The 26376-nt window shown below is 74.3% G+C and carries 25 protein-coding genes; 5 read left to right on the top strand and 20 right to left on the bottom strand.

What is annotated here, in order from left to right:
• Positions 1–76: 76 nt before the first annotated feature.
• The 8 genes from ACIG3E_RS04005 to ACIG3E_RS04040 all read right to left on the bottom strand — a co-directional run bounded on the left by ACIG3E_RS04005 (position 77) and on the right by ACIG3E_RS04040 (position 6390).
• Positions 77–904: an ABC transporter permease gene (locus ACIG3E_RS04005; RefSeq protein WP_399610940.1), complete on the bottom strand. Its 828-nt coding sequence runs from the start codon at positions 902–904 to the stop codon at positions 77–79.
• Positions 901–1863: an ATP-binding cassette domain-containing protein gene (locus ACIG3E_RS04010; protein WP_399610942.1), complete on the bottom strand. Its 963-nt coding sequence runs from the start codon at positions 1861–1863 to the stop codon at positions 901–903. The genes ACIG3E_RS04005 and ACIG3E_RS04010 overlap by 4 nt, the downstream gene beginning before the upstream one ends.
• Before the next feature lie 138 nt (positions 1864–2001).
• Entirely contained in the window at positions 2002–2649 is a 648-nt protein-coding gene (locus tag ACIG3E_RS04015) for a PadR family transcriptional regulator (protein WP_399610944.1), read from the bottom strand.
• A gap of 67 nt (positions 2650–2716) precedes the next feature.
• Entirely contained in the window at positions 2717–3265 is a 549-nt protein-coding gene (locus ACIG3E_RS04020; protein WP_399610947.1) for a DinB family protein, read from the bottom strand.
• Positions 3266–3375: 110 nt separating this feature from the next.
• Positions 3376–3612 carry a type II toxin-antitoxin system RelE/ParE family toxin gene (locus tag ACIG3E_RS04025; RefSeq protein ID WP_399612153.1) on the bottom strand — a complete coding sequence of 79 codons (237 nt, stop codon included), beginning with the start codon at positions 3610–3612 and terminating at the stop codon, positions 3376–3378.
• Between the two features lie 11 nt (positions 3613–3623).
• Entirely contained in the window at positions 3624–3887 is a 264-nt protein-coding gene (locus ACIG3E_RS04030) for a type II toxin-antitoxin system prevent-host-death family antitoxin (RefSeq protein WP_399610949.1), read from the bottom strand.
• Between the two features lie 72 nt (positions 3888–3959).
• The gene (locus ACIG3E_RS04035) at positions 3960–5417 is read right to left on the bottom strand and encodes an aldehyde dehydrogenase family protein (protein WP_399610952.1); all 1458 of its coding nucleotides are present in this window, start codon (positions 5415–5417) and stop codon (positions 3960–3962) included.
• Positions 5418–5478: 61 nt separating this feature from the next.
• Positions 5479–6390, bottom strand: a complete 912-nt coding sequence (locus ACIG3E_RS04040; protein ID WP_399610955.1) for a helix-turn-helix domain-containing protein — start codon at positions 6388–6390, stop codon at positions 5479–5481.
• A gap of 316 nt (positions 6391–6706) precedes the next feature.
• Here ACIG3E_RS04040 and ACIG3E_RS04045 point away from each other — a divergent pair, with 316 nt between their 5' ends.
• Positions 6707–7222, top strand: coding sequence for an ATP-binding protein (locus tag ACIG3E_RS04045; RefSeq protein WP_399610957.1), 516 nt, complete (start codon positions 6707–6709; stop codon positions 7220–7222).
• A 202-nt stretch (positions 7223–7424) separates the two neighbouring features.
• Here ACIG3E_RS04045 and ACIG3E_RS04050 read toward each other — a convergent pair whose 3' ends face one another.
• The 5 genes from ACIG3E_RS04050 to rpmG form a co-directional block, all read right to left on the bottom strand.
• A complete protein-coding gene (locus tag ACIG3E_RS04050) occupies positions 7425–7664 on the bottom strand; it encodes a DUF397 domain-containing protein (protein WP_171075823.1) in 240 nt (79 codons plus the stop codon).
• 309 nt (positions 7665–7973) lie between these two features.
• Positions 7974–8309, bottom strand: coding sequence for an ArsR/SmtB family transcription factor (locus tag ACIG3E_RS04055; RefSeq protein ID WP_399610959.1), 336 nt, complete (start codon positions 8307–8309; stop codon positions 7974–7976).
• 319 nt (positions 8310–8628) lie between these two features.
• Positions 8629–9771, bottom strand: coding sequence for a CobW family GTP-binding protein (locus ACIG3E_RS04060; protein ID WP_399610961.1), 1143 nt, complete (start codon positions 9769–9771; stop codon positions 8629–8631).
• Complete coding sequence (locus ACIG3E_RS04065; RefSeq protein ID WP_399610964.1) at positions 9771–10058, bottom strand: type B 50S ribosomal protein L31; 288 nt, start codon at positions 10056–10058, stop codon at positions 9771–9773. The genes ACIG3E_RS04060 and ACIG3E_RS04065 overlap by 1 nt, the downstream gene beginning before the upstream one ends.
• A gap of 5 nt (positions 10059–10063) precedes the next feature.
• Complete coding sequence (gene rpmG, locus ACIG3E_RS04070; RefSeq protein ID WP_030361075.1) at positions 10064–10228, bottom strand: 50S ribosomal protein L33; 165 nt, start codon at positions 10226–10228, stop codon at positions 10064–10066.
• A 72-nt stretch (positions 10229–10300) separates the two neighbouring features.
• Here rpmG and rpmB point away from each other — a divergent pair, with 72 nt between their 5' ends.
• Complete coding sequence (gene rpmB / locus ACIG3E_RS04075) at positions 10301–10537, top strand: 50S ribosomal protein L28 (protein WP_399610966.1); 237 nt, start codon at positions 10301–10303, stop codon at positions 10535–10537.
• Positions 10537–10842 carry a 30S ribosomal protein S14 gene (gene rpsN, locus ACIG3E_RS04080; protein WP_399610968.1) on the top strand — a complete coding sequence of 102 codons (306 nt, stop codon included), beginning with the start codon at positions 10537–10539 and terminating at the stop codon, positions 10840–10842. Before rpmB ends, rpsN begins: the two co-directional genes overlap by 1 nt.
• Before the next feature lie 101 nt (positions 10843–10943).
• On the opposite strand, the gene ACIG3E_RS04085 is transcribed toward rpsN, so the two are convergent.
• The 3 genes from ACIG3E_RS04085 to ACIG3E_RS04095 all read right to left on the bottom strand — a co-directional run bounded on the left by ACIG3E_RS04085 (position 10944) and on the right by ACIG3E_RS04095 (position 14890).
• Positions 10944–13052 (bottom strand): FUSC family protein, encoded by a 2109-nt coding sequence (locus ACIG3E_RS04085; protein ID WP_399610970.1) that lies wholly within the window; start codon positions 13050–13052, stop codon positions 10944–10946.
• A 202-nt stretch (positions 13053–13254) separates the two neighbouring features.
• Positions 13255–13632, bottom strand: a complete 378-nt coding sequence (locus tag ACIG3E_RS04090) for a MerR family transcriptional regulator (protein ID WP_399610973.1) — start codon at positions 13630–13632, stop codon at positions 13255–13257.
• Between the two features lies 1 nt (position 13633).
• Entirely contained in the window at positions 13634–14890 is a 1257-nt protein-coding gene (locus ACIG3E_RS04095; protein ID WP_399610975.1) for a DUF2786 domain-containing protein, read from the bottom strand.
• Positions 14891–14974: 84 nt separating this feature from the next.
• Here ACIG3E_RS04095 and ACIG3E_RS04100 point away from each other — a divergent pair, with 84 nt between their 5' ends.
• Positions 14975–17155: an FtsX-like permease family protein gene (locus ACIG3E_RS04100; protein ID WP_399610978.1), complete on the top strand. Its 2181-nt coding sequence runs from the start codon at positions 14975–14977 to the stop codon at positions 17153–17155.
• A 115-nt stretch (positions 17156–17270) separates the two neighbouring features.
• On the opposite strand, the gene ACIG3E_RS04105 is transcribed toward ACIG3E_RS04100, so the two are convergent.
• A complete protein-coding gene (locus tag ACIG3E_RS04105) occupies positions 17271–18110 on the bottom strand; it encodes a nitrilase-related carbon-nitrogen hydrolase (protein ID WP_399610980.1) in 840 nt (279 codons plus the stop codon).
• Between the two features lie 119 nt (positions 18111–18229).
• Between ACIG3E_RS04105 and ACIG3E_RS04110 the strand changes: the two genes are divergently transcribed.
• The gene (locus tag ACIG3E_RS04110; protein WP_399610982.1) at positions 18230–19933 is read left to right on the top strand and encodes a bifunctional 3'-5' exonuclease/DNA polymerase; all 1704 of its coding nucleotides are present in this window, start codon (positions 18230–18232) and stop codon (positions 19931–19933) included.
• 50 nt (positions 19934–19983) lie between these two features.
• Here the strand turns inward: ACIG3E_RS04110 and ACIG3E_RS04115 are convergent, their stop codons facing one another.
• The 3 genes from ACIG3E_RS04115 to ACIG3E_RS04125 form a co-directional block, all read right to left on the bottom strand.
• Positions 19984–22962 carry a BTAD domain-containing putative transcriptional regulator gene (locus ACIG3E_RS04115; RefSeq protein WP_399610984.1) on the bottom strand — a complete coding sequence of 993 codons (2979 nt, stop codon included), beginning with the start codon at positions 22960–22962 and terminating at the stop codon, positions 19984–19986.
• Between the two features lie 527 nt (positions 22963–23489).
• Positions 23490–25544 (bottom strand): sensor histidine kinase, encoded by a 2055-nt coding sequence (locus ACIG3E_RS04120; protein WP_399610985.1) that lies wholly within the window; start codon positions 25542–25544, stop codon positions 23490–23492.
• On the bottom strand, positions 25534–26295 hold the full coding sequence (locus tag ACIG3E_RS04125; RefSeq protein ID WP_399610987.1) for a response regulator transcription factor: 762 nt from the start codon (positions 26293–26295) through the stop codon (positions 25534–25536). Before ACIG3E_RS04125 ends, ACIG3E_RS04120 begins: the two co-directional genes overlap by 11 nt.
• Between the last annotated feature and the right edge of the window lie 81 nt (positions 26296–26376).

Raw genomic sequence — 26376 nt, forward strand, 5'->3', positions numbered from 1 at the left:
CGAAAAAGCGGGGCACGGGGGCGGCGGCCCCCGGATCGGGAAGGGGCGGGTCTGGGGCGCCCCGCGAGGGCCGTTGCTAGCGGCTCAGCGCGCCGAAGCGGCGTACTGCCAAGGGGAGGAACACCGCCACCAGGGCCAGGGGGGACAGGAGGGCCAGGAGGTCGGCGTGGGTGGTGGCCCAGGAGGGGGCGGTGGAGGCGGGGGTGTTGCCGAACAGGTCGCGGGCCGCCGTGGCGGTCGCCGACATCGGGTTCCACTCCACCGCCGCGCCCAGCCAGTCCGGCATGCTCCCCGGCACGGTGAACGCGTTGGAGAAGAACCCGACCGGCCAGACCAGGATCTGCACCGCCGCCACCAGCTCCGGCCTGCCCGCGACCATCGCCAGGTAGATGCCGAGCCACAGCATCGCGAACCGCAGCAGGAGCAGCAGCCCGACCGCGCCCGCCACTCCGCCGGGTGACCCGTGCCAGCGCCAGCCGATCGCGAGGCCGACGCCCATCATGACGAGGAGGGAGGCGAAGGACTGGAGCATGTCCGCGAGGGAACGGCCCACGAGGACCGCGCCGTTGGTCATCGGCATGGAGCGGAAGCGGTCCACCACGCCCTTGTTGAGGTCTCCGGTGACCGCGACCATCGTGGCGTCCAGGCCGAACACCATGGTCAGCGCGAACATGCCGGGGACGAGGAACTCGACGTAGTCCCCTTCGACGCCCTTCCCGCCGCCGATCAGGTAGTTGAACATCAGCAGCAGCATGACCGGGAAGGCCAGGCCGACGACGACCTGCACGGGCTGGCGCGCCCAGTGGGCGAGCTCGCGCCGGGTCATGGTCCAGGAGTCGGCGACGGCCCAGCCGACGGCCGTGCCCGCCCCCGCGCTCACCCGCGTACTCGTGCTCGTGCTCATACGGTCTCCTTCGCGCGGTCGTCGGTCTCGGCGCGTCCCGTCAGGCGCAGGAACACCTCGTCCAGGGTCGGCCTGCGCACCGCGATGTCCTCCGCCTCGATGCCCGCCTCCTGGAGCGCCCGTACGACCCGTGTCAGGGCCTCCACGCGGTCCACGACGGGCGCGCTGGCCAGGCGGCGGTCGGCGTCGACCGTGACGTCACCCGGGTCGCCGGGGAGCAGCCGGGCCGCCCGCACCAGCTGGGCGCCGTCGCGGACGACGACGTCGATGCGGTCGCCGCCCAGGCGCGCCTTCAGCTCGTCCGCCGTGCCCTCGGCGATCACCTGGCCGCTGTCGATCAGCGAGATGCGGTCGGCGAGCTGGTCGGCCTCCTCCAGGTACTGGGTCGTCAGGAGCACCGTCGTGCCGCCGCCCACCAGGGAGCGCACCGCGTCCCACACCTCCGCGCGGCCGCGCGGGTCCAGGCCCGTCGTCGGCTCGTCGAGGAACAGCACCTCCGGCTCCGTGATCAGCGACGCGGCGAGGTCGAGGCGGCGCCGCATGCCGCCGCTGTAGCGCTTGACCGCCTTGCCGCCCGTGCCGTCGAGGCCGAAGCGGGCCAGCAGCTCCTCGGCCCGCACGCCCGCGCGCCGCACGCCCAGGTGGTAGAGCCGCCCGAACATCTCCAGGTTCTGCCGACCGCTCAGCTCCTCGTCGAGCGCCGCGTGCTGGCCGAGCAGGCCGATGCGGCGGCGCACCTCCCCGGCCTCGCGCCGTGCGTCGCACCCGGCGATCTCCACGCGGCCCTCGTCGGCCGTCAGCAGCGTGGACATGATGCGCACCGCCGTGGTCTTGCCCGCGCCGTTGGGGCCGAGCACGCCGTGCACCGTGCCGCGCCCGGCCACCAGGTCGAGCCCGTCCAGGGCCCGCTTCTCGCCGTACCGCTTCCGTACGCCGTCCAGGACGATCGCGTCCGTCATCCGACTCCTTCCGGGCTCCACCTGTGCGATCTAGTCAAGTTTGACTAGGTCGAGACAGAGGAAAGTACTCCCCTGGAGTCGGGTTAGTCAAACTTGATTACTTGATCTGAAGGGAGGGCCCCTACGGGCCACTCCCGCCTAGCGGCGGTCTCCGGAGTGCTTCTCCCCCGTCGCGAACGGGTTCTCCTCGCCATCGCCGAGGACCCCGACGAACGGCTCCCCTTCACCGGCGAAGGCGTACGCGCCGTTCTCGATCCGCTCGATGAGGCCCTTCGTCCACTCCGCGCCCGCGTCGGCCGAGTGGACCCAGAGGTTCATGATCTCGCCGATGTGGCCGAGCTGGCCGGGGCCGTCCTCGGGTGTGTAGTACTCCGTGACGCTGTGGCGCCAGTCCTCGATGGCGCGCACCCGCTCCTTGAGGAGCGAGACGACCTCCTCGCGCGGCAGGAAGACCATGAAGCCGACGGCCGCCGAGAGCGCGTCGGACTTCTGGTCGTGCGCGACGGCGGTCAGGGCCGCACGGAGAAGGGCCAGGAACTCCTCGGTGCCCTTCTCCGTGATCTCGTACTCGGTGCGGGGCGGGCCGCCCGCCGTGGAGGGCGCGGTCTCGTGCTCGTGCAGCAGTCCTTGCTTGGTCAGCTGCCGCAGGGCGTGGTAGATCGACCCGGGCTTGGCGTTGGACCACTCGTGGGCGCCCCAGTACTCCAGGTCGTTGCGCACCTGGTAGCCGTGCGCCCGTCCGTGCTGGCGGACCGCCCCGAGGACGAGCATCCGGATCGCCGACATTCACCGCACCCTTCGGCTTGCAGTCATCAACTTTGACTAGGGTACGGCCCGGGAGGCCCCTGTCGCCTCAGCCCCAGGACTGGCCCGACTCCAGCGCCACCAGTTCGAAGGCGGTCTTGCCGTCCAGGCTCTCGCGGATGATGTCCGCGTGGCCCGCGTGGCGGCCGATCTCCTCGACGAGGTGCAGCAGCAGCCAGCGCATCGACACCGCGCCGCCCTGGGGGAACCACGGCGCCTCGGGCAGCGGGAAGGTGTCGTTCAGGCTCGGCACGGACCGGATGAACTCCTCGGTCTCGGCGGCCACTTCGGCCCAGAAGGCGAGGGTGCCGGCGAGCGTCTCGCCCTCGACGAGCCGGAAGCTCTCGCCCCAGGTCTCCTGGGTCCGCTGGCGCTCGTTGGGCTTCTGCTGGGCCATGCGCAGCCAGTTCAGCTCGGTCTCGGCGACGTGCTTGACCAGGCCCCCGAGGGTCAGCTCGCTGGCGGTCGGGCGGCTGGCCGCCTGCGTGTCGTCCAGGCCGAGCACCGAGCGGCGCAGCCCGCCGCGCTGGGCCTCGACGAAGGCCAGGAGCGCGCCGCGCTCGTCGCCGTGGGCTTCCGCGTTGACGTGAGTGGGCATGGGATCCGCCTCTCCCGAAGGGTGCTCGCCGGGCTTTCCGACACCTCAGACGCTACGGACCCTTGCGGACAACTACTGTCCTCAATGGTCCGGGGCTTTCAGGTGTCGGATCAGGACTCCCTGCGCCCCACGTGTTCGATGTGCAGCGTTCGCGCCTCCGCGTCGACGCGGTAGAGGATGCGCCAGGGTCCGTGGTGAAGGCGGCGGCAGTCGACGCCCCAGACCCGAGAACCCTCCGGCCACTCGTTCTCCGCGAGCTGATCGGCGGCCCGAAGCAGGGCGTCTACACCCCCGGGGTCACTCTTGAGGTGCCCCGTGGCCGCGTCCAGCGCGGCGGACTCCCACAGGACCCGTCAGGTCACTCGCCCCTCCCGGCCGCTTCGAGCAGCGTGCGGCGCGCTTCGTCGTGCGGGATCGGCGCTTCCGCGCGCCCGAGCGCCCGGTCCCGCTCCAGACGGGCGAGGGCGAGGGCGTCTTCAAGGTCTTCCAGCTCGGCGGGGGAAATGAGGACCGCCGCCGGGACCCCGCCGTCGGTAAGAGTGATGTGCTCGTGCTGGGCGGCCCGACGCACGAGATCCCCGAGCTTGCCCCTCGCCTCGGCGATGGGATACGTAGCAGACATGCATCTACTGTCCACCTAGATGCATGTCTGGAGGCGGCTTCGGTCAGAGGCGACCCCGCGCCCCGGCCCCGCTCAGAACGGGAAGCGCGAGCGGCCGTGTTGGACTGAGATCCACTTCAGGGCGGTGAAGGCCTCGACGGTCGACTCGCCGTTCAGGCGGCCCACGCCCGAGTGCTTCTCGCCGCCGAACGGCACGATGGGCTCGTCGTGGACGGTGCCGTCGTTGATGTGGATCATGCCGGTGCGGATGCGCCGGGCGACACGGACGCCGCGCTCGGTGTCGCCGGTGTGGATCGCGCCGCTCAGGCCGTACGGCGTCTCGTTGGCGATGCGGACGGCCTCCTCCTCGCCGTCGAACGGCAGGATGAGCGCGACCGGGCCGAAGATCTCCTGGCGCAGCACCGGGGAGTCGTCGGGCAGGTCCGTGAGGACGGAAGGGGACACCAGATTGCCGTCGGTGGCGCCGTGCAGCAGGGCCGTGGCGCCCGCCTGCACGGTCTGGGCGACCAGCGACGAAACGCCTTCTGCCTGCGAGGAGTTGATGAGCGGGCCGATGTGCGTCGACGGGTCCGCGGGGTCGCCGACCTTCAGGGTCTTGACCTTGGCGACGAACTTCTCGGTGAACTCGTCCCGCAGCGAGCGGTCCACCAGGATGCGGTTCGCGGCCATGCACACCTGCCCCTGGTGCACGAAGCGGCTGAACACGGCGGCGTCCACCGCGTAGTCGACGTCCGCGTCGTCCAGGACGATCAGCGCGCTGTTGCCGCCCAGTTCGAGGATGCAGCGCTTGAAGGTCTGGGCGCAGACCGTGGCGACGTGGCGGCCCACGGCGTCCGAGCCGGTGAAGGAGATGACGCCGGGCACGGGGTGCTCCAGGAGGGCGTCGCCGATCTCGGCGATGTCCGTGATCACGACGTTCAGGACGCCCGGGGGGAGCCCGGCCTCCTCGAAGATCTTGGCGACCAGGCTGCCGCCGAGCACCGGCGCGTTCTGGTGCGGCTTGAGGACGACGGCGTTGCCGAGCGCGATGGCCGGGGCGACCGACTTCAGCGAGAGCAGGAAGGGGAAGTTGAAGGGGCTGATGACGCCGACGACGCCGACCGGGACGCGGTAGAGGCGGTTCTCCTTGGTGTCGTCCGGCGAGGGGAGTATCCGGCCCTGCGGGGCGAGCGCCAGGTGCACCGCCTCGCGCAGGAACTCCTTGGCCAGGTGCAGCTCGAAGCCCGCCTTGACGAGGGTGCCGCCGAGCTCCGCGACGATCGCCTCGGTGATCTCGGCCTCGCGCTCCTCGACTATGCGCAGGGCGCGCTCGAAGACCGCGCGGCGCGTGTAGGGGTTGGTCGCGCCCCAGGACTCCTGCGCGCGCTGGGCGGCGCGGTAGGCCTGGTCGATCTCGTCGGCCGTGGCGACCGTGATCGACGCCAGCTTCTCCCCGTCGTACGGGTTGAAGTCGATGATGTCCCAGGAACCTGAGCCGGCCTTCCACTCACCGTCGATGTACTGGTGAGCCAGATCGGTGAAGAAGGACATGAGTCGGAACCCCTTGCCGCGGATGAGCAGACATCTGAATTCCAGTCATACTACTGACGATTCAGGTCAGTTGGAGTAGACCACGGAGAAGGTCGCGGCTGTCGGCCGGATTCGGACAGTCCTCCTGGAGCTCGGCCATCGCCCGCTCGTACTGGGCCACTTCCTCCCGCTTGTCCAGATAGAGGGCGCCGGTCAGCTGCTCCAGATAGACGACGTCCGAGAGATCGGACTCCGGGAAGCTCAACATCGTGAACGCGCCGCTCTCGCCCGCGTGTCCACCGAAGGTGAAGGGCATGACCTGCAGCGTCACGTTCGGCCGCTCGGAGATGTCGATCAGGTGCTGGATCTGTCCCCGCATCACTTCCCGGTCGCCGTACGGCCGTCGCAGCGCGGCCTCGTCGAGGACGCACTTGAACTGCGGCGCGCGCTCTGACACGAGGAGCTTCTGTCGCTCAAGGCGCAGGGCCACCCTGCGGTCGATGTCGGCCTGGCTCACTTTGGCCGGGCGGCCGGTGCGTCCCCGGCCTGCGGCCTTGCCCGCGGCGACCTTCATGCCGCGCTCGACGACGGCGTGGGCGTACGCCTCCGTCTGCAACAGGCCGTTGATGAACTGGACTTCGTAGACACGGATGAGGGACGCCGCGCCCTCCAGGCCGATATATGTCTGGAACCAGCCCGGCAGGACGTCGGAGTAACTGTGCCACCAGCCGGTCAGGTTGGCCTCCTTGGCGAGCGAGAGGAGCGCGGAGCGCTCGGCCTCGTCGATGACGCCGTAGAGCGTGAGGAGGTCTTCCACGTCCCTGGACTTGAAGCTCACCCTGCCCAACTCCATGCGGCTGATCTTCGATTCGGACGCGCGGATCGAGTATCCGGCCGCTTCGCGGGTGATGCCGCGTGCCTCCCTCAGGCGCCTCAGTTGCGAGCCCAGCAGGATGCGCCGTACCACCGAGCCGCTCGACTCCCCAGCGGTCACTTCGCTCAGTCCTCCCCAAGGTGTTGAGACTCGCAGTCTGCCATTAAACGCTTCGGGCGGTACTCGTTCGGTTACGGAAAGGGAAAGCGTAAGGCAGGTCTCCGCAAGAAACCGTAGGAAGAAATGGGCAAGAAGCGCCCTAGGAGCGGTCAAGTCCGGCGCGTGCACGTGCATCTGCCCTTGCATCTGCTGTACGCATTCGGAACCATGGTCGGCGCGCCACTTCTGTGCCGCTGCTCCACCGACCAGCTGTACCGACCGCGCCACCGTTCGATCGCTTTGTACCGCGAGCCGCGAAAACCGGGGAGTGCCTCGCATGGGGACGAATGGATCAACCATGCTCGAGCCATTACGGCAGGGGCTACCTCCGCTCGATCCCTCCGCGGTCTCCAGCGCCGCCTCCTGCGCCCTCCCCGCCCGCTACGAAGCCGTGGGCAGCGCGCGCCGGTTCACCCGCGAGACGCTCACGTCCTGGGAGCTCGACGACCGCTTCGACGACATCGCGCTCGTCGTCTCCGAACTCGTCACCAACGCCCTGAGACACGCGCTTCCCGGTGACAGGACGCACACCGAGGTGCACTGCGTCGTCGGCGAGGACTCGCCCGTGCGGCTGCACATGATGCGGTGGACCTCACGCCTGGTGTGCGCGGTACGGGATCCCAGCGACGACGGTCCGGTGGCGCGCGAGACCGGTGACGCCCTCGACGACTTCGCCTCGGAGTCGGGCCGCGGGCTGTTCCTGGTGGACTCGTTCAGCGACGGCTGGGGCTGGCACCCGCTCGCGGGCGCGCTGAGCGGCAAGGTGGTGTGGGCGCTGTTCCAACTGGCCTGAAGGACCGGCCCCGCCGTGGGCCGGGCGGCCTTCCGGTCGGCCGGAACAGCCCTGCCCCCCGTCTCCCGCGGGTGTTCACCCCCCGCGTCCCCGTGAACGATCGCCTTCCGTCGCGGTTTCCCCCACGGACGATCGTTTCTGCTGGCCCTGCTTGCCTTGCTTCCGCTTGCGCGCTCCTCGTCGACCGGTCGGATCGAAGTGGTCAGCCGCCGAGCAGATGGTCGAACTCGCCGTCCTTCATGCCGAGCAGCATGGCCTCGATCTCGGCGCGCGTGTAGACGAGCGCGGGCCCGTCCGGAAAGCGCGAGTTGCGGACGGCGACGTCGCCGCCCGGCAGCTTCGCGAACTCCACGCAGGAACCCTGCGAGTTGCTGTGCCTGCTCTTCTGCCAGACCACCCCGTGAAGATCCGTGGCCGCCATGCCGTTGAACACGTGGTGCACAGGTCGCTCCCCGGTGGTGCCGTGGCTGTTGTTGTAGCCGTCAACTGTCCCGGATCATAGCTGTGTTCATGTGCCGATGCATGGGCAGATGCACGTGCACGCGGCGTGGTGAGCTGGTTACAGCTCCCTCGCCACCACGCCGAACCCCGCATGACATGCGAACGCCAGCCCCCGTCCATGATCTTCCGCGCCCTCCTCCGCGCGGGGTTGGCCGGATCCGATGACCTCGTACATGAGGAACAGACGCGCGCGGAGGCCTTCTGGTGGCAGGTGAATTTTCCGGCGGCGCGCGGCGGGGGCCGGTACGGGCTACTCCGGGGGCTCGCTCGTGCGCTCGCACGTGCGTCGACACGTGCGTTCGTGCCAGAGGCGTTCGTACGGTCCCAGCCAGTCGCGCACCTCGGCGAGGCGGAATGCTTCGATCCGGTAGATGCGTTGGCGGCCCGCGCGCTCCCCGGAGACGAGACCGGCCTCCCGCAGCACCTTCAGGTGCTCCGAGAGGCTGGGCCTGCGCATGTCGAAGTGCGAGGCGAGGGCCTGTACGGGCTGTGGGCCGCGGTCGCGCAGGAGGCGCAGGACCTCACGGCGGGTGCCGTTGGCCAGCGCGGCGAACAGCCGGTCCTCGTGTTCGCCGGTGCTGGCCATGGTGGGTGCCGCCTCTCCTCGACCTCGGGGCCCATGGGTCTGCCCGGTGGCAGGGGGGCCGCCGTCCGGGGGGACGAACAAGATCCGTCGGGGGGTTCCCGGTGGGGGCGGGGCCCTGGTCGGGCGGAAGCGCGGGCGCTGCGCGTGCGCCCCCCTGGGGGCTTCGGGCGCCCTGGGGCCGGGGGGCCTGGTTGGCTCGGGCCTGGTTGCGCGGCTGAGCGGCACCTAGGGCTGTGCCCACCCTTCCCCAAGCTCTCGGCTTCGCTCGAGCAGGGGAGACCCCACTCGCCCTGCGGGACGATTGCCCACAGCAAGGAGGCTAGATCTCCAAGAAGGCGTCGAACGCCGGGGGTAGGGACTTCCAGGCCGTGCGGCCTGCCGCGTATTCCTCGTCCGTGAGGAGGCAGGACTCCAGGACCTCGGTGAGGGCGTCGCGGTCGAGGCCCGGCGAGGTGAACACCAGGTGCTGGCAGCAGTCGCCGTGTTCGGGGTGCCAGTCGAGCGCGGCGGCCGCGCGGCGCACCGGCGGCACCAGGTCCCAGGCGGCGTCCGGCAGGGACGCCAGCCACGGCCCCGCGCTCTCGACGCACAGCGCGCCGCCCGCCGCGTCCCAGGCGAGCAGCGTGTCCGGCCGGTCCGCGAGCCAGAACCGGCCCCGGCTGCGGGCGGCCGCGCAGGTGAGGTCCTCCAGGGCCGCGTACAGGCGCTCGGGGTGGAAGGGCCTGCGGCGGTGCCACACGAGCGTGGCGACGCCGCTGTCGTCGGCCTCGGCGGGCAGCAGCGCGCACGCCGGGTGCTGCTCGGCGGCGGCCGCCTCCACGTCGAAGCCCGCGAGCGCGGCGCCCGCCAGGTCGCCGCGCTCGATCGGGACCTGGCGGGCCGTCGGGTGGAGCTGGGCGAGCAGCGCGCGGTCCTCGGCGTCGGCGCCCGCCGTGTCCAGGACGGCGAGGACCGGCGGGTACTCCAGCTGGCGCGCCCAGGTGTCGGCGACGGTGCGCCGGTCGCCGGGGGCCGCGGCGAGCCCGACGTCCGCCAGGTCGTCGCCGTTGGCGAGGCAGGGCAGGAGCAGGCTCGGGTCGACGGCCGTGATGACGCCGCTCAGGCGCAGCGCCCGCGAGCCGTGCCCGGCGATGACCTCGGCCATCGCCTTCGGTTCGACGGAGTCCCACAGCTCGACGACCGCGAGCCGGGTGAGCCCGCCCGCGGCGAGCCGCTCCAGCTCCGGGACGAGGTCCTCGCGCAGGGCGCAGCAGGCGCAGTCGTTGACGAGGGGGGTCTCGTCGGTGGAGAGGACGCCGGTGGCGTCGCGCACGGTCCGTACGACCCGGCCGGTGGCGGCAGTGGAGAGGTCGTGGTGCAGGGCCACGCTGTCGGGGACGGTGGCCAGGAGCCGCGCCACGGCCGCGGCCCTGGCCTCGGTGTGCAGGCCCCCGACGAGGGCGACGGCCAGGGTGGCGCCCATCAACGGGCCCCGTCGTCAGCGGTGTCGGGCGCCGCGGACGCGCGGGCGCTCCCGTAGCGCCGCTCGAAGCGCTCCACGCGGCCCGCGGTGTCGAGGACGCGCTGCTGGCCCGTGTAGAAGGGGTGGCTCGCGGAAGAGACCTCGACGTCGATGACGGGGTACGTGCGGCCGTCCTCCCAGTCGACCGTCTTGTCGCTGGTGGCCGTCGAGCGGGTGAGGAAGGCGAAGCCCGCGGCCTTGTCGCGGAAGACGACGGGCCCGTACGGCGGGTGGATTGCGGGTCGCACGCGGATCAGCGCTCCTCTCGGAAGTCGACGTGGCGGCCTGCCACGGGGTCGTACTTGCGCAGGGTCAGGCGGTCGGGGTCGTTCCGGCGGTTCTTGCGGGTCACGTACGTGTAGCCAGTGCCTGCGGTGGACCGGAGCTTGATGACGGGGCGGAGTTCGTTGCGAGCCATGAGGGCTAGTATATGAAAATGGTTCCCGTTTCCAAATGGCCGGGACCGCGACCGAACGAGAGGTGCGTCACCTTGTCCGCCCACTGCCAGCTGACCGGCGCGAAGCCCGGCTTCGGCAAGAACGTCTCCCACTCCCACCGGCGCACGTCGCGCCGCTTCGACCCGAACGTCCAGAGCAAGCGCTACTGGCTGCCGAGCGAGCACCGGTACGTGCGCCTGCGGCTGAGCGCCAGGGGCATCAAGACCGTCGACGTGATCGGCGTCGAGGCCGCCGTGGCCAGGATCCGGGCGCGCGGGGAGAAGGTCTGATGGCCAAGAAGAGCAAGGTCGCGAAGAACGAGAAGCGGCGCGAGGTCGTCGCCCGGTACGCCGCGCGGCGAGCCGAGCTGAAGGAGCTGCTCCGCAGCCCGTCCACGCCGGACGCCGAACGGCTCGCGGCCCGGCGGGAACTGGCGCGCCAGCCGCGCGACGCCAGCGCCACGCGGGTCCGCAACCGCGACAGCGTGGACGGGCGGCCGCGCGGGTACGTGCGGGCGTTCGGGCTCTCCCGGGTGCGGCTGCGGGAGCAGGCGCACGCCGGGTTCCTGCCCGGCGTGCGCAAGTCCTCCTGGTAGCGGGGCCGCCAAGCGCTTCGCTGGAATGACCGCGATGGGCCGTCGGTCGTCTGCGGGTACGTCGTGGCTGGTCGCGCAGTTCCCCGCGCCCCTTCGGGGCGCTAGCTGTCGGTGCCGTCTACCAGCATCGGCGGCGGCGTGGTGTCCAGGGCGTCGGCGAGGTCGTCGAGGGCCTGGAGGAGCAGGCCCGTGCCGCGGCGTACGACGCGGTCCGGGACGCCCTCGCCGTCCCAGGCGGCCAGGGCGTCGCGCACCGGGCCCCAGTCGGGGACGCGGCGCTCGCGCACGGCCCGCGCGCCCTGGGCGGTCGCGGTGCGCAGGGCGTCCGCGAAGCGGGCGGCGGCCGGGACCGGGGGCGCGCCGCGCTCGGGCAGGTGCGCCTCCATCAGCATGGCGACGCGGCCGATCTGCACCAGGGCGAGCTCGGCGTCCTGCGCGGCGGCGCGGGACAGGCCGCGGTGGCGCACGGGCTCCCGCTGGGCGCGCTCGGCCGCCTCCTGCCAGGCGATGCGGGCGTCGCGGGCGGCGAGCAGGGCCTCGCGGACGTCCGGGCAGGACTTGCCCGCGGGCTCGGCGTAGTGGCCGACGACGGCGGCGGCGTACCGGCCGTCCGCCGCCAGCCAGTCCGCGAGGCGGGTGCGCAGGCGCGGGGTCTCCCAGGCCGGGTAGCAGGCGTACGCGAGCATCGCGAGGGCGCCGCCGAGCAGCGTCAGGAAGACGCGCTCGGGGACCGTCTGCGTCCACTCCTCGCCGCCCATGCCGAGCAGGAACACCACGTACGCGGCGACGCAGGCCTGGGCGGCGAACTGGCCGGTGCGCATCAGCAGGTACATGAGCCCCGCGCAGAGGACGGCGAGGGCAGCGGAGAGGCGGGTGCCGGGGTGGACGAGCTGGACCAGGCCCGTGGCCAGGGCCACGCCGACGAGGGTGCCCGCGAAGCGGGCGACGGCGCGGGAGTACGTCTGGGAGAAGTCCGGGCGCATCACCATGACCGAGGCCATGGGGGCCCAGTAGGCGTGGCCCAGGGGGAGGTGGGTGCCCAGGGCGTAGCCGACGGTGGTGACCGTGGTGACGCGCAGGGCGTGGCGGGTGACGGGGGAGCCGCGGCGCCGGAGCTCGGCGCGCATGGCCTTGGCGGCGACGGGGGCCAGGGCCGCCAGGCCCGGGCGGAGGAGGTTCTTGGCGCTCGCCCTGGTGTCCTCCCCCTGGGCGGGGGGTGCGGATGAACGGCCGCCCGCCACTTCCACCACGTCCTTGAGCAGGGCTCCCAGGCGCGTCGCCGCTCGGTGGGGCGGGCCCTGGAGGATGGCGCCCGTGTCGGGGGTCTGGAAGGCGGCCACGGCGGGGGGCGGGAGGCGGACGGGGGTGCCGTGGCGGATGGCTCGGGCGGCGGCGTCGAGGATGTCGGCCGCGGCGGCGAGGAGTTCACGGGCGCGGGCGCGTTCGGGGCCCTCCTCGGGGACGCCCATCGCCGGGTCGGCGAGCGAGGCGAGTACCGGGCGGATGCGTTCGGCGAGGCCGCGGGCGCCGTGGAGTTCGGCGGGGCGGGTGCGGGCCTGGCGGGGAGTGATCGTCGCAGCGTCGCGGGCCGCCATCAGCGGCACCGGGTCGAAGGGGGCCGCCGGGTCGTGGCGCAGGCGGCGGGCGTAGTCGGCCTCCGCCGCCAGGGCGTCGGCCAGGGCGTCGCGGTGGGCGCCCCAGCGGCGTACCGGGAAGACGACCACCAGGGCCGCCTGGACGAGGCCGCCGACGACCATCATCGCGGCGTGGCCCGCGGCCGCCGCGATCGAGGTGGGGAGGGTGATGGTCACCAGCATGATGGCGACGTTGGACGTGGCGATGAGGCCGATCGTGGGGCCCGCCGCCCAGCTCAGGCCCGCGAGGAAGGTCCACAGGGCGAGCAGGGCGAGGAACAGCGGCTGGTGGGAGCCCGTCACGTAGCCGAGGAAGGTGGAGACGGCGAGGCTCGTGCCGGAGGCGATGGCGAGCTCGGGGCGCGGGCGCCAGCTGCGCTGGAAGGTGGCGATGGCCGCCTGGTACGCGCCGAACGCGGAGCTGGCGGCGACGGCGGGGCCGAAGAGGGTGAGGCTCGCGCCGATGACGAGGGCTAGGCCGGTGGCTCCGCGGAGGGCCACGAGGGGTTCCAGGCGGCGGCGCTCTACGGACAGGCCTGTGTGGGCGGTCTGTCTGAGTGCTCGCCACCAGGTCACTCCGTGATGGTACGCAGGGGTTTGGGGGTTTATGGGGTGGGGCTCGGTGTGCTGGTGCGGCCGCGGTGGGGGCGGGGGTGGGGTTCGCGTCGCGCGGCGGGCCGCCCTGTGCCCGCCCGTTCCGCCCCCTGGGCGGACCAGCCGCCCACAGGGCGGGGGGGGAAGCCGCCCACAGGAGCGGAGGGGCGGGCGGGCGTAGGGGTCAGGCTGGTTGTTGGGCTCGGGTTTGGGTTACCGCTTCTAGGTATTCCGCGATCGCGTCGCGGTTGCGGGTCAGGCATTCGACGCGTTCGGTCATGCGGTCGCGCTCGTGTGCCAGGGTGGCGAGCATCTCCGGCGTCGCGTCGGGGAAGTGGATGACGCGGGGCTTGTTCAGGCAGGGCAGGATCTGCTTGATGATGCGGGTGGGCAGCCCGGCCTCCAAGAGGCCGCGGATCTGCAGGACGCGGTCGACGTAGAACTCGTCGTAGTCGCGGTAGCCGTTGGGGGCCCGGTCGGCGACGATCAGGCCCTGTTCCTCGTAGTAGCGCAGCAGTCTGCGGGACGTGCCGGTACGTTCCGCCAGCTCTCCGATGCGCATGTCAGTCCCCCTTGTCCGTACGGGTGTCCGGAAGCCTCACACGTGCGTGAAGGTTAGCGCCCGCCGCCGCGGCCGCGCCCTCGGCCCAGCCCGCGCCGTCGTGCACGCCTCGCACGCGGGTCGTGGTGGTCTCGGGGAACATCCGCTCCGTGCGGTCGGCGACGGAGACGTCCCGGGCCGCGAGCACCGGGAGCAGCGCGCCGTCGCCGCCCTCGTGCGTGACGGGCGCGGCCGCGGCCTCCAGGCGGGCGCCGACGCGGTGGGCGTACGCCATCCAGAAGGCCTGGCGGAAGGTCTTGGTGCGGTTGCGGCCGCCCGCGCGCTGGCCCGCCTCTGCGGTGGTCATGGCGGCGGCGCCCTGGACCAGGAGGGAGGCGTACAGCAACGCGACGACGTCCAGGTCCGGTTCGAAGCCGACGACGGTGGAGAAGGCGAAGGCCTCGTTCCACACGGCGCGGCAGCGGTTCGCGGTGGCGACGGCGTCGAGGAGGATCGCCTTCGCGGTCTCGTACGGGGCGTCGACGCCGACGCGGCAGGCGCCGGGCGTGCCGGTGGCGTGCGTGCGCGCGGCGAGCAGCGCCTCGTCGACGCTGTACCGGGCCGTCAGCTCCTGCGCCTTCGCGGTCAGGGCCTCCGCCTCCTCCGGGAACGTGGTCGCCTCGGCCTTGGCGAGCAAGGCACGGATCCGGGTCAGGGCGCGCGGCTCGCCGTGCGCGGGCGGAGTGTCGAGCGGGCCGCGGGCGCCCGGGGGCGGGCCGACCGGCTCGATGGCGGGCAGGCGCAGGAGGAGGCGGTAGAGGGTGAGCAGGGCGGTGGCGCGCGTGAAGCGGTCCGGAGCGCGCCACGGGGCGAGCGCGTCGAGGTCGGCGAGCTGGCCGGGCCAGCGGGCGGGCAGCTCCTCGGGGGCGTAGCGGCGGGTCTCGGCGCGGATCAGCTCGGCGGCGAGGCGTACGTGGTCCTCGTCGAGGTCGCGGCGGACGAGCCGGAGGACGTCGGCGGGCTGCCAGCCGCGCTCCCAGGCGCGGCGCACGAACTCCTCGCCGCGGCGGGCCACTTCGGCGTCGGCGGCGGGGGCGGCGGCGAGCAGGGAGGCGGCCGTGTCGAGGGCGTCGTCGACGTGCCGCGCCGCGGCGGCACCACGGCCGCGCCGCCCGCGCCGCCCGCGTCCGCTCGTGCGGTCGTCGGGCCCGGTGGTCTTGTCAGGGGGCGTGTGCGCGTACAGGGCCGCCGCGAACGCCTTGTCGATCACCGAGTCCATACCCCTAAGGGTAGGTCTGGCCCTACCTCCGATCCGCCCGCCAGGGGGCGTGAGGCGGGCGGCCGGGGGCGGTTCGCTTGGGGCATGATCTTTGCTTCGCTCCGTTCTCGCTGGGCCGGGTTCCTCGGGGCCTTCGTCGCCATCGCCCTCGGGGTGGCCCTGACCGCCGCGATGGGGGTGGGGCTCGCCGCGAGCACGGGCGGCGTGGAGCGCGAGCCCCGGCGGTTCGCCGGGTCGCCCGTGGTCGTGGCGGGGCGGGACGCACTGAGCGTGCCGGTGCGGCGGGGGCCGCGGACCGAGCACGTCGAGGAGCGGCTCGCCCATCCACACCCTGTGGACAGGGAACTGCTCGCGGACCTGCGGCGGCTCGGCCCGGTGCGGGTCAGCGGCGGGCCGGACGCCGTCGGCGTGCGCGCGCCCGTCGGCGCGGTGCGGGCCGCCGTCGCCGCGTCCCGCACCGGGGCCCGCGTGCTCACCGGCGCGGACCGCGCCCGCGTCGACCCGGGCGCGGAGCGGGACGGGCGGGCGCTCGTGGCCGTGAACGCGTTCCTCGGCACGGCGGGCGGGGTCGCCGTGTTCGTCTCGGCGTTCGTGACCGCGTCCACGTGCGCGTTCGTGGTGGCGCTGCGCCGCCGTGAGCTGGGGCTGCTGCGGGCGGCCGGGGCGAGCCGGGGCCAGCTGCGGCGCTGGCTGCTCGGCGAGGCCCTGGTGGTCGGGGCCCTGGCGGCCGCCACCGGCTGCGGGCTCGGGGCCTGGGGCGCCCCGCACCTCGCGCGGGCCCTGGTGGACGCGGAGGTCGCACCGCCGTGGTTCACGGTGGCCGAAGGCCTGCGCTGGACCTGGTGGCCGTATCAACTCGCCTTCTGGACCGGGCTCCTCGTCGCCCTGGCCGGGGCCTGGAGCGCGGCGCGGCGCGCGGCCCGGGTCAGCCCCGTGGAGGCGCTGCGCGAGGCGTCGCTCGACACCGGGGTGATGCCGCCGGGCCGCCGCGCCGCGGGCGCCGCGCTGCTCGCGGGGGCGCTCGGGCTGCTCCTGTGGACGCTGTGGTCGGACCCTTCGGACCTGCTCAAGCGCAAGACGTACACCACCCAGCCGATGATCCTCGCGACAGCGGTCGCCGCGCTCGCGCCGCTGCTCGTACGGCATGTCGTGGCGCTGTTCCGCTGGCCCTCCCCCGCGCGGCCGGGGCGGGCCCGCCGGGCGGCCGTCCTCGCCCGGATCGTCCGCGCCAACTGCGGTGCCGGGGTGCGCCGCACCGCCGCCGTCGCCGCGCCCGTCCTCGTCACGGTGGCGCTCGCGGGCTGTCTGTTCGGCTCGGCGGGGACGGTCGGCGCGGCGAAGGCGGCTCAGGCCCGGCAGCGCACCGCCGCCGACCTCGTCGTCACCGGCGCGGGGCTGCGTCCCGTGGGCCCGGTCGCGGGCGCCACCCTCGCCGCGTCCGCCGCCACCGCCGTGTTCGTGCCCGAGGACGACGGGTCGGCGGTGGTCAGGGCCGAGGCGCGGGCGGTGGCCGACCCGGCGGCGTTCGCGGCGGTGTCCCGGCTGCCGGTGGTGGCGGGCGACGTGCGCGACCTCGACGACCGTTCGATCGTCGTCGACGAGGAGTGGCAGCGGCACCGCGTCGGCGAGCGGGTGTCCGTGTGGCTCGGCGACGGGCGGCGGGCCCGGCTGCGGATCGTGGCGGTCCTCGCGCGCGGCACCGGCGACAACGGCGCGTACGTGACCGCCGCGAACGCGGTGGGCGCGCCCGTGGACCGCCTCGACGTCCGGCTCGGGGCCGGGGCCGACCGCGCCGCCGTGGCGCGGGCGCTGCGCGCGAGCGGCGGTGCGGTGCGGCCGGTCGACGACTGGCTCGCCGCGACGTACCCGCGCATGCGGGAGCAGACCCGGCTCGGCCTGCTCATGCTGCTCGCGCTCTGCCTCACGTACGCGGCGATCTCCCTGGTCTCCACGCTCCTGATGACCGCGCCGGTACGGGCTCCTGAGCTGCGGTCTCTGCGCCTGGCGGGGGCGACGGCGGGTCAGCTGCGGCTTGTCGCGGCCGGGGAGGCGGTGCTCTCGGTGGCGGTGGGTGCGGTGCTCGGGCTTGCGGTGACCGCGATTGGGCTCGGTGGGCTCGCGGTGGCTCTGGCCCGGCTCTCGGTGCCGGGGCACGTGGTGGTTCCCTGGTCGGCGATGGGCTTGTGTGCGGGGGTGTGCGGGGTGGTGGCCGTGGTGGCGGGGGCGTGGCGGGTGCCTCGGGCCCACCGGGCCTCGGGCGGCTGAGCGTGTGGCCCGAGCCGGAGACTTTCAGCCCGTCGAGGGGGTACCCCCTGCTCCTTAAGAGCTTGGGGGAGTTTGAGGACGAGGCGCGGAGCGCCGATGACGGCGGGGCGCCTGCCTAAGAGTCGCCGCCCTCGTCGATGAGGCGGCGGACCTCGCGGTCGATGAGGCCGAGGCGGGCCTCCGCGACCAGCGGGACCGCGCGGCGCTGGCGCCGGGCCTCGTGCAGGTCGATGTCGACGGTGACCAGGCCCGGCTCCCACTTGGGCGCCTGCGCGACCACCGTGCCGCGCGGGTCCACGACGCGTGAACCGCCCCAGAACGTGGCCCCGTTCTCGTTGCCGACGCGGTTCACGAACACCACCCAGCACTGGAGCATGCGGGCCGTGTACGACAGCAGGGTGTCCCAGTACAGGCCCGTGTCCATCGCCTCCGGGTCGAGGCTCGCCGCGCTGTTCGTGGGGACGACGATGACCTCCGCGCCGTCCTGCACCGCGAGCCACGGAAGCACCGGCTGCCAGGCGTCGTTGCAGATCAGCGTGGCCGCGCGGCCGTGCCCGCCGGGCAGGTCGTAGGCGCGCAGGTGCTGGCCCGGGCTGACGTGCTTGCGCTCCTCCCAGGCGAGGTAGTTCGGCAGGTACAGCTTGCGGTGCGCGTGCCGCAGGGCGCCCGCCGCGTAGTAGCCCGACGTGTTGTACGCGCGCAGGCTGGTGTGCTCGTGCAGGCCGACCAGGACGTCCGGGCCGAGCAGGGACAGGCCGAGCAGGCGCGGGTCGTCGGCGGGCAGCGAGGTGTCCCGCTTCAGGGCGCCCAGGTGGTAGCCGTGCAGGCTCAGCTCGGGGAACACCACGAGGTCGGCGGACTGGGCCCGCGCCTGGGCCACGCACTCGCGGGCGACCTCCAGGTTCTCGTCCACCTCGCCGAGCGCGCAGTCGGTCTGGGCCAGGGCGACGCGCATGGCACCGAGCGTGGCAGGGGCGGCCGGGTGCGGCACGCGGGGTGGGCCATGCGGGGTGCGGCCGGGCGGCCGCCCAGGTCCGGGGCCCGATTGTCAGTGGCGGGTGCGATCGTCGAGGCGTGGAAGCGCAACGGTGGGCCATCGCGGAGGACGGGCCGGGGGTGCTCGTGGCACAGCTCGGGGACGACGGGCTGCCCGTCGGGCCCGCCGTGCGGGAGGACGACCTCGCCGGGGCGGTGCGGCGGCGCCCCGGGGTCGGACGCTGGGTGTGGCGGTCCACCGCCGAGATCTATCCCCGGCTGCTCGCGGCGGGCGTCCGCGTCGAGCGCTGCTACGACGTGGAGGCCGCGGAGGCGCTGCTGCTCGGGCACGAGGGGCGGCTCGGCGAGCCCCGTTCGGCGGCGGCCGCCTGGGCGCGCGGCAGGCGAAGACCCGTGCCGCCGGACCCGCCGCCCCGCGCCGCGGTGCCCGGCGCGCAGGACTCCCTCTTCGAACCGTCCGCGTCCGCCCCGCTGCCCTTCGACGCCCTCCTTGAGGTGTACGCGGAGCAGCTCAGACGGCATGGGGCGACCGCGCACCCGGGGCGGATGCGGCTGCTCACGGCCGCCGAATCGGCGGGCATGCTCGTGGCCGCGGAGATGAACGGAGCCGGGCTGCCGTGGCGCGCGGACGTCCACCGCGACGTCCTCACCGAGCTGCTCGGCGAGCGGTACGGCGGCGGTGGCGAGCCCCGGCGCCTGGCCGAGCTGGCCGACGAGGTGTCGGCGGCGTTCGGGCACCGGGTGCGCCCCGACCTGCCCGCGGACGTGGTCAAGGCGTTCGCGCGGGCGGGCGTCAAGGTCCGCTCGACCAGGCGCTGGGAGCTGGAGGAGATCGACCACCCCGCCGTGCGCCCGCTCCTGGAGTACAAGTCGCTGTACCGCGTGTGGACCGCCCACGGCTGGTCCTGGCTCCAGGACTGGGTGCGCGACGGCCGCTTCCGCCCCGAGTACACGCCGGGCGGCACCGTCACCGGGCGCTGGACCACGAACGGCGGCGGCGCCCTGCAGATCCCCAAGGTCATCCGCCGCGCGGTGGTCGCGGACCGGGGCTGGCGGCTCGTCGTCGCCGACGCCGACCAGCTGGAGCCGCGCGTACTGGCCGCCATCTCGCGCGACCCGGGCCTGATGGACGTGGCGGGCAGCCCCGACGACCTGTACACGCGCCTTTCGGACCGCGCGTTCTCCGGCGACCGCGAGCACGCCAAGCTGGCGCTGCTCGGCGCGGTCTACGGCCAGACCTCCGGCGACGGCCTGAAGAACCTGGCGGCGCTGCGCCGCCGCTTCCCGCGGGCCGTCGCGTACGTCGACGACGCGGCGCGCGCGGGCGAGGAGGGCCGTCTCGTCCGGACCTGGCTGGGCCGGACCAGCCCGCCCGCGGCCGGTGCGGGCGAGGACGCCCTCGGCGAGGCGGGCCTGCCGCAGGAGGACGCCGCCGAGCCCGACGACACCCCCCGGGAGGGCGCGTTCACCCCCGGGTACGCCTCCACCAACGCCCGCGCCCGCGGCCGCTTCACCCGGAACTTCGTGGTGCAGGGCAGCGCCTCCGAATGGGCTCTGCTCATGCTCGCCGCGCTGCGCAGGGCCACCGCGCACCTCCGCGCCGAGCTGGTCTTCTTCCAGCACGACGAGGTGATCGTGCACTGCCCGGCCGAGGAGGCGGAGGAGGTCGCGGCGGCCGTGCGGGAGGCCGGGGACCTGGCCGGTCGGATCGCGTTCGGCGAGACCCCGGTGCGGTTTCCGTTCACCACGGCGGTCGTACGGTGCTACGCCGATGCCAAGTGAAGCGTGTGGCCGCGCTTCGGACCGGGCCCTTTCGCGCTGCGCGCTCGTCCTCAAGCGCCGGACGGGCTCGATGCTCCGCCCGTGAGTTCTCGCAGTTCGGTCACCACTTTCGGGCTCGCCCCGTCCAGGGACTCCAGGGCGGTGAGGGCCGAGCGCCACTGCTCCTGGGCCTGTTGGGGGTGGCCCTGGGCGTGGAGGAGGAGGCCGTGCTGGTGGCGGGCCAGGCCGGTCATGTGGGTGTCGCCGCGGTGGGCGGCGCGCTCCAGGAGGAGGGCGCAGGCGCGGGCCGCCTCGACGGTGCGGCCCAGGGCGCGCAGGGCGCGGACCAGGCCGAGGCGGGTGTGGGACTCGCCGTGCCAGTCCTCGTACTCGCCGTGTACGCGCAGGCTGACCTCGAAGTGGCCGAGGGCGGCGGCCGGTTCGCCGAGGGCGAGGTGGGCGTAGCCGATGTTGCAGTGCGCGGACTGGCGGACGACGGCGTGGCCGATGCGTTCGCCGATGGCGAGGCTGCGCTCGTGGTGGACGATGGCGAGCCGGGCGTCGCTGTGCTCGTAGAGGTTGCCGAGGTGGCTGAACGTGATGGCCTCGCTGAGCGGGTCGTCCAGGGAGCGGGCGAGTTCCAGGGCCCGGGTCAGGGCGTCCACGGCCTCCGCGCGGCGGCCCAGGCCGTCGAGCAGCAGGCCCCGGTGGTTCAGGCCGCGGCGCACGCAGGAGGCGCGGCCGATGCCGTGCCACAGGGCGAGCGCCTCGTCGTTCAGGGCCAGGGCCTCGCCCGCGCGGCCCGTCATGAAGCGGTGGCCCGCGAGGTCGGTGAGGGCCTGCGCCGTCACGGCCGGGTCGCCGTGCAGCCGCGCGGTGTCCACGGCGATCGCGGCGAGGGTGCCCAACTCGGCGAGGCGGCCCCGGCGTTGCAGATACGGGAAGAGGTTCCGCACCAGCGCGGGCACGAGCCCGGAGGTGTCGCCGGTGTGGCGCTCGGCGAGGGCGACGACGTTGTCCAGCTCCTCGTCCGCCCAGGCGAACGCGGCGTCGAGGGAGCCGAAGCCCTCCAGGTCCTCGGGCTCGGGGGCGGTGGGCGCGGGCACGGCGAGGCGGTCCTCGCGGTCCCGGCCCTGTGGGGCGATCGCGAGCAGCGCCGCGCGGGCGGTGTCGCCGTACCAGCGCAGGGCCGTCGCGCCGAAGGCGTCCGCGGGGCGGGGCTCGCGGTGGGCGCGGGCGAAGTCCCGTACGAGGTCGTGCGGGGCGTAGCGGCCGTACGCGGTCTCTTCGAGGAGGGCGACGTCGACGAGGCGGTCCAGGGCGGCCTGGGCGCGCCAGCGCGCCAACCCGAGCAGCCGGGCGAGGAGCGGCGCGCCGTACGCGGGCAGGTCGAGCGCGCCGATGACGCCGAGGGCGCGGGCGGCGTCGCGGTCGCTGTCGCGGTCGGAGGTGCGCAGCGCCTCCAGGGCGACGTCGAGGGAGCGCCGCACGCTCAAGTCGTCGTACTCCAGGTGCCTCAGGCGGCCCTCGCAGTCCGTCAACAGGCCCGCGAGGGCGTCCGGGGTGAGCGCGCTGCGGGCGGCGAGCCGGGCCGCGACGATCCGCAGCGCGAGCGGGAGGCGGCCCGTGAGCCGCACCAGCGGGTGCCCCGCGCCGAGGTCGGCCCGCCCCGACGCGGCGCGCAGCAGCGCGGTGCTGTCCTCGGCGGACAGCGGGGGCAGCGGGAAGCGGGCGGCGCCGTCGAGCGCGGTGAGCGGGGAGCGGCTGGTCACGAGGGTGCCGCAGCCCGCGCCGCCGGGCAGCAGCGGCCGGACCTGCGCGGCGCTCGCGGCCCCGTCGAGGACGAGGAGCGTACGGGTGGGGGCGAGGAGCGAGCGCAGCAGCGCGGCCGCCGCGTCCGGGTCGTCGGGGGCGTGCCGGGCCTCGGCGCCGAGGTCGCGGAGGAGCGCGGCGAGGGCCTGGCCCGGGGTGAGCGGGGCGACGCCGGGGGTGGCCCCGTGCAGGTTGACGTAGAGCTGGCCGTCGGGGAAGCGCTCGCGCAGGCCGTGCGCGACGTGCAGGGCGAGGGCGCTCTTGCCGACGCCCGCCATGCCCGAGAGGACGACCACGGGTGGGGCGCCCGCGCCGCCGCCGGTGAGTCGTTCGCGCAGCTCACGGGCCGTGTCCTCGCGGCCGGTGAAGTGCGAGGGCGCGGGCGGGAGCTGGGCGGGGCGGGGCGCGCGGCGCGGCGGTGACGTGGTGGGGCGGCCCCCGGCGAGGACGGCGCGGACCGGCCGCGCGGCGGGGGTTCCGGGGCTGCTGAGGATCTCCCGGTGGGCCGCGCGGACACCGTCGCCCGGCTCGACGCCGAGCTCCTCGACCAGCCTGCGGCGCAGGGCGCGGTGCACGGCCAGGGCCTCCGCCTGGCGGCCGGTGCGGTGCAGCAGGAGCATGAGCTGGCGGTGGAACGCCTCACGGAGCGGATGCTCGGTGACGAGGGACGCCAACTCCGGTACGAGGGAGGAGAGTTCGGCCTCCCGCTCGGGGGCGCGCTCCAGGGCCGCGTCGTAGCGCCACTCCAGGACGAGCAGGCGGGCCTCCTCCAGGCGCTGGACCAGGGCGTCACCGGCGGTGGTCGTGGAGAGCCCGGAGAGCGGGGCACCGCGCCACAGGCCGAGGGCCGCCGCGGCCTCGGCCTCGACGGTGTCCCAGTCGCGGGCGGCGTGGGCCGCGCGGGCCGCGGCGGCGTGCCGCTCGAAGACGCGGACGTCGAGTTCGCCGTCGGCCACGCGCAGCCGGTAGCCCGGCGGTACGGCGTGCAGCCGGGCCGGGTCGTCGAGGAGGCGGCGCAGCCGGGTGACGTGGTTCTGCAGCGAGGCGCGGGCGGAGGCGGGCGGCACGTCGCCCCACAGCGCCTGGGTGAGCGCGTCGGCGGAGACCACGCGGCCCGGGGCGAGCAGCAGCGCGGTCAGCAGGGCGCGGGCCTTGGGGCCGCGGAGCGGGCGGGGTTCGCCCGCGGCGTCGTACACGGCGGGCACGCCGAGGAGCCCGAACCGCAGCTCGCCTGCCATGCGTGCCCTACTCCCCCAGTGCCCGCAGCCCCCGTTGGCTGTCGCGGCCACGCCAAAACGGGGGCCGTTGGGCACATGTTAGCCATCTGTTGGCGAGGCCTGATCTGATCCCTGCATCGGACCTGGCCCCGACGGTGCATGCGCTTGGCGCGTGGCTCGGGGGAGTGTCGCCGCCGCGGCCGGGTCCGCCCAAGCTGGCCCCTGGCCTCGAACGGTAGGGCTGAGCCCCACCACCCTCCCGCTACCGCGGCTCGAGAGGCTTCTCCCCCACCCACCCGCCCTCTCCCCTACGGCCCGGGCTCAAAGCACCGCGCGCTCCCCCAACGGCTCAGGTCACACCACCGCGCTAACGCGCTCGTCCTCAAACGCCGGACGGGCTCAATACGTGCTCTCGGCTTACGCACCGCTGTCGTCCGCCGGTCACTGGCTGGTTTTCCCCGCCCACCCACCCCTTGGGGACGGCGGGGGAGCCGCTAGGGCGGGGCCCGGCCTGGTCGCCGGGCAGGAACGGGTGGGTGGGGGTTGGGTTAGGTGATGGGGAAGTAGAGGGTGAAGGTGGTGCCTTGGCCGGGGTCGCTCTCGGCGGAGACCGTCCCGCCATGCGCCCGCACAAGGTCACGCACGATGGCCAGCCCCAGCCCACTCCCCCCCGTGGCCCGCGTACGCGACTTGTCCGCGCGCCAGAACCGGTCGAAGACGTGCGGAAGATCCGCCGCGGAGATCCCGACCCCCGTGTCCGCGACCGCGATGGCCACCCGCCCGGAGACGACCCGGGAGGTGACGGTGACGCTGCCCCCGGCGGGCGTGTGCCGGACCGCGTTGGAGACGAGGTTCCCGATGGCCTGCCGCAGCCGCAGCGGGTCGGCGGTCAGCCACGGGTCGCCCTCCGCGCGGGCGAGGAGACGAACGCCCGCCGCGTCCGCCCGCGCCTGGTGCGCGGCCACAACCTGCTCGGCGAGGTCGGCGGCGCAGGCGGGCTCCCGGTGCAGCCGCAGCGTCCCGGCGTCGGCGGCCGCGAGGTCCTGGAGGTCGTTGACGATGTGCTGGAGCAGCAGCGCCTCCTCCAGGAGCGAGGTGACGAGTTCGGGGTCGGTGGCGACGACCCCGTCCTCGGCGGCCTCCAGCCACCCCCGGATGTTCGAAAGAGGCGTACGCAGCTCGTGCGCGACGTCGCTGACCATGGCCTTGCGCTGCTCCTCCAGGGCCTTGCGGTGCGCCGCCATGTCGTTGAAGGCAGCCGCGAGCTGGCTGATCTCGCCCGCCGAGCGGGCGGGCACCGGCTCGGTGGCCTCGCCGGTCTTCAGGCGCTGCGTGGCCATGGTGAGCGCGCGCAGCGGCCGGGTGAGCCGGGTCGCGGCGAAGGCGGTGACGGCGACGGTCAGGGCGAGCACGACCGCGGCGAGCCCGACGAGCCGCGCGGTGTTGGCGCCGGAGAGCCGGAAGCCGCTCGCGGAGGGGCGGCTGCCGTCGGGACTGGTGATGAAGAGCAGCGCGGGCGAGGAGACGTACGGGCCGAGCTGTTCGCGGCGCGCGCTGTCCACGCAGTTGGCGGCGAGCGCGGCGACGGGGTCGTTGGCCGAGGTGGGCCCGGTGACGGACGGCGCGGGCGCCGGGACCACACCGCCGACGGCGGCCTCCTTGGGGGGCGCGACCGGCGACTTCACGCCGCTGCCGGAGCCCGAGGTCGCGTACAGCCAGGGCGAGCCGCCGCGCGAGATGGTCAGGCCTAGTTTCACGGGCTCGCTGCCCTTGCGGCGCATGCACGCGCCGGCGAGCTTGCTGACCTTGTCGAGGGCCTTGCGCTCGGTGGCCGTCGGTTCGTTCAGGGCGATGGCGCCGCACCGGTACTCCATGAAGTCGCTGCCCTCGCCCGCCATCTCCAGGTACGGGCGGCCGCTCGGCCCCTCCACGCTCTTCACCGTCGTACCGGCGTCCTGGGCGCAGCCGACGACCTTCTCCGCGAGGGCCCGCAGGTCGGCCCGCTCGTGCGCGGGGAGCCGGAACGGCCCCACGGCGCGCGGGTCGATGCGGTCGACGGCGCCCGTGCCGCTGTCGATGCCCGCGTCGCCGCCGAGGCCGACCGCCCTGTCGGCGTCGCGCCCCGCGGCCAGCGTCGAGTCCACGGCCAGCGGGTCGACGACCGCCGAGGCCCGCGCGGGCAGCCGGGAGCCGGGCGGGCCGCCCTTGCCGCCCGCCGCCGAGTCGGCGATGACCTCGCGGTCCTGGGTGGTCAGGGCGATGCGCCGCCCCGTCTCCTGGGAGAGCTCGCGCACGGTGCGGCCCGCGCCGCGCCAGTTGGGCGTGCCCGCGGCGAGGCCGAGGAGCCGGTCGTAGATCCGCGCGTCGTCGGCGAGCACCTGGCCCTGTTCCTGCCGGATGGCCCCCGACGTGGTCTGCGCGGCGAGCCAGGCGGTGGCGGCGATCGACAGCACGGAGACGAGGACGGACACCGCGAGCAGCCGCGTGAGCAGGCTCTTGCGCACGGGTACGCGGGTACGGACCGGGGCGTCGCCCGGCGCCCCCGCCCCACGCTTCCCGGCCTTGGCCTTGGCCTCGGTCCCGGCCCTGGTCTCACGCCTCACGACGGGCCGGATCCCGGTACGCGACGAGCTTGTACCCCACCCCGAAGACGGTGACGAGGCGGCGCGGGGTGCGCGGATTGGCCTCGATCTTCTTGCGCAGATTCAGTACGTGGACGTCGACGGTGCGCACGGATATGTACCCCGACGAGCCGTGGATCCGGTCGAGCAGCTGGGGGCGCGTGAACACCCGCTCCGGCTCCGCCGCCATGGCCGCCAGCAGCTCGAACTCGCCCGGCGTGCACTCCACGCGCTGCCCGTCCACGGTCACCTCGTGCCGCAGCGCGTCCACGACGAGGCCGCCCGCGCGCAGCACCCGCGCGTCCGCCTCGGGCGCCGGGCTGTGCGCGGCCCCGCTGGCGCGGCGCAGCAGGGTGCGGACGCGGGCCATCAGCTCGCGGGGGCTGTAGGGCTTGGTGAGGTAGTCGTCGGCGCCGAGGTCGAGGCCGAGCAGCAGGTCGTCCTCGGTGGAGCGGGCGGTGAGCATGAGGATGGGCAGCGTGCCGGTGCCGCGCCCGGCCGCCTCGGTGCCGGGCGCCGGTGCCGCGCGCAGCACGCGGGTCACGCCGAGCCCGTCGATCTCCGGCATCATCACGTCGAGGATCAGCAGGTCGGGGTCGTGCAGCCGGACCCGCTCCAGGGCGGTGCGCCCGTCGTGGGCCACGCCGACGGTGTGCCCCTCACGCTCCAGATAGCGGCGGATGAGGTCGGCCTGCTTCTCGTCGTCCTCCGCGACCAGGACAAATGCGCACATGCGCCGAGCATAGGTGGCCGCCGCACGATTCCGGTCGGCTTGTCAGCGCCCTGACAGGATCCTCATAACCCGCGGCCGTGC

It is taken from the genome of Streptomyces sp. NPDC053474, assembly GCF_044544845.1.
Classification (GTDB): domain Bacteria; phylum Actinomycetota; class Actinomycetes; order Streptomycetales; family Streptomycetaceae; genus Streptomyces.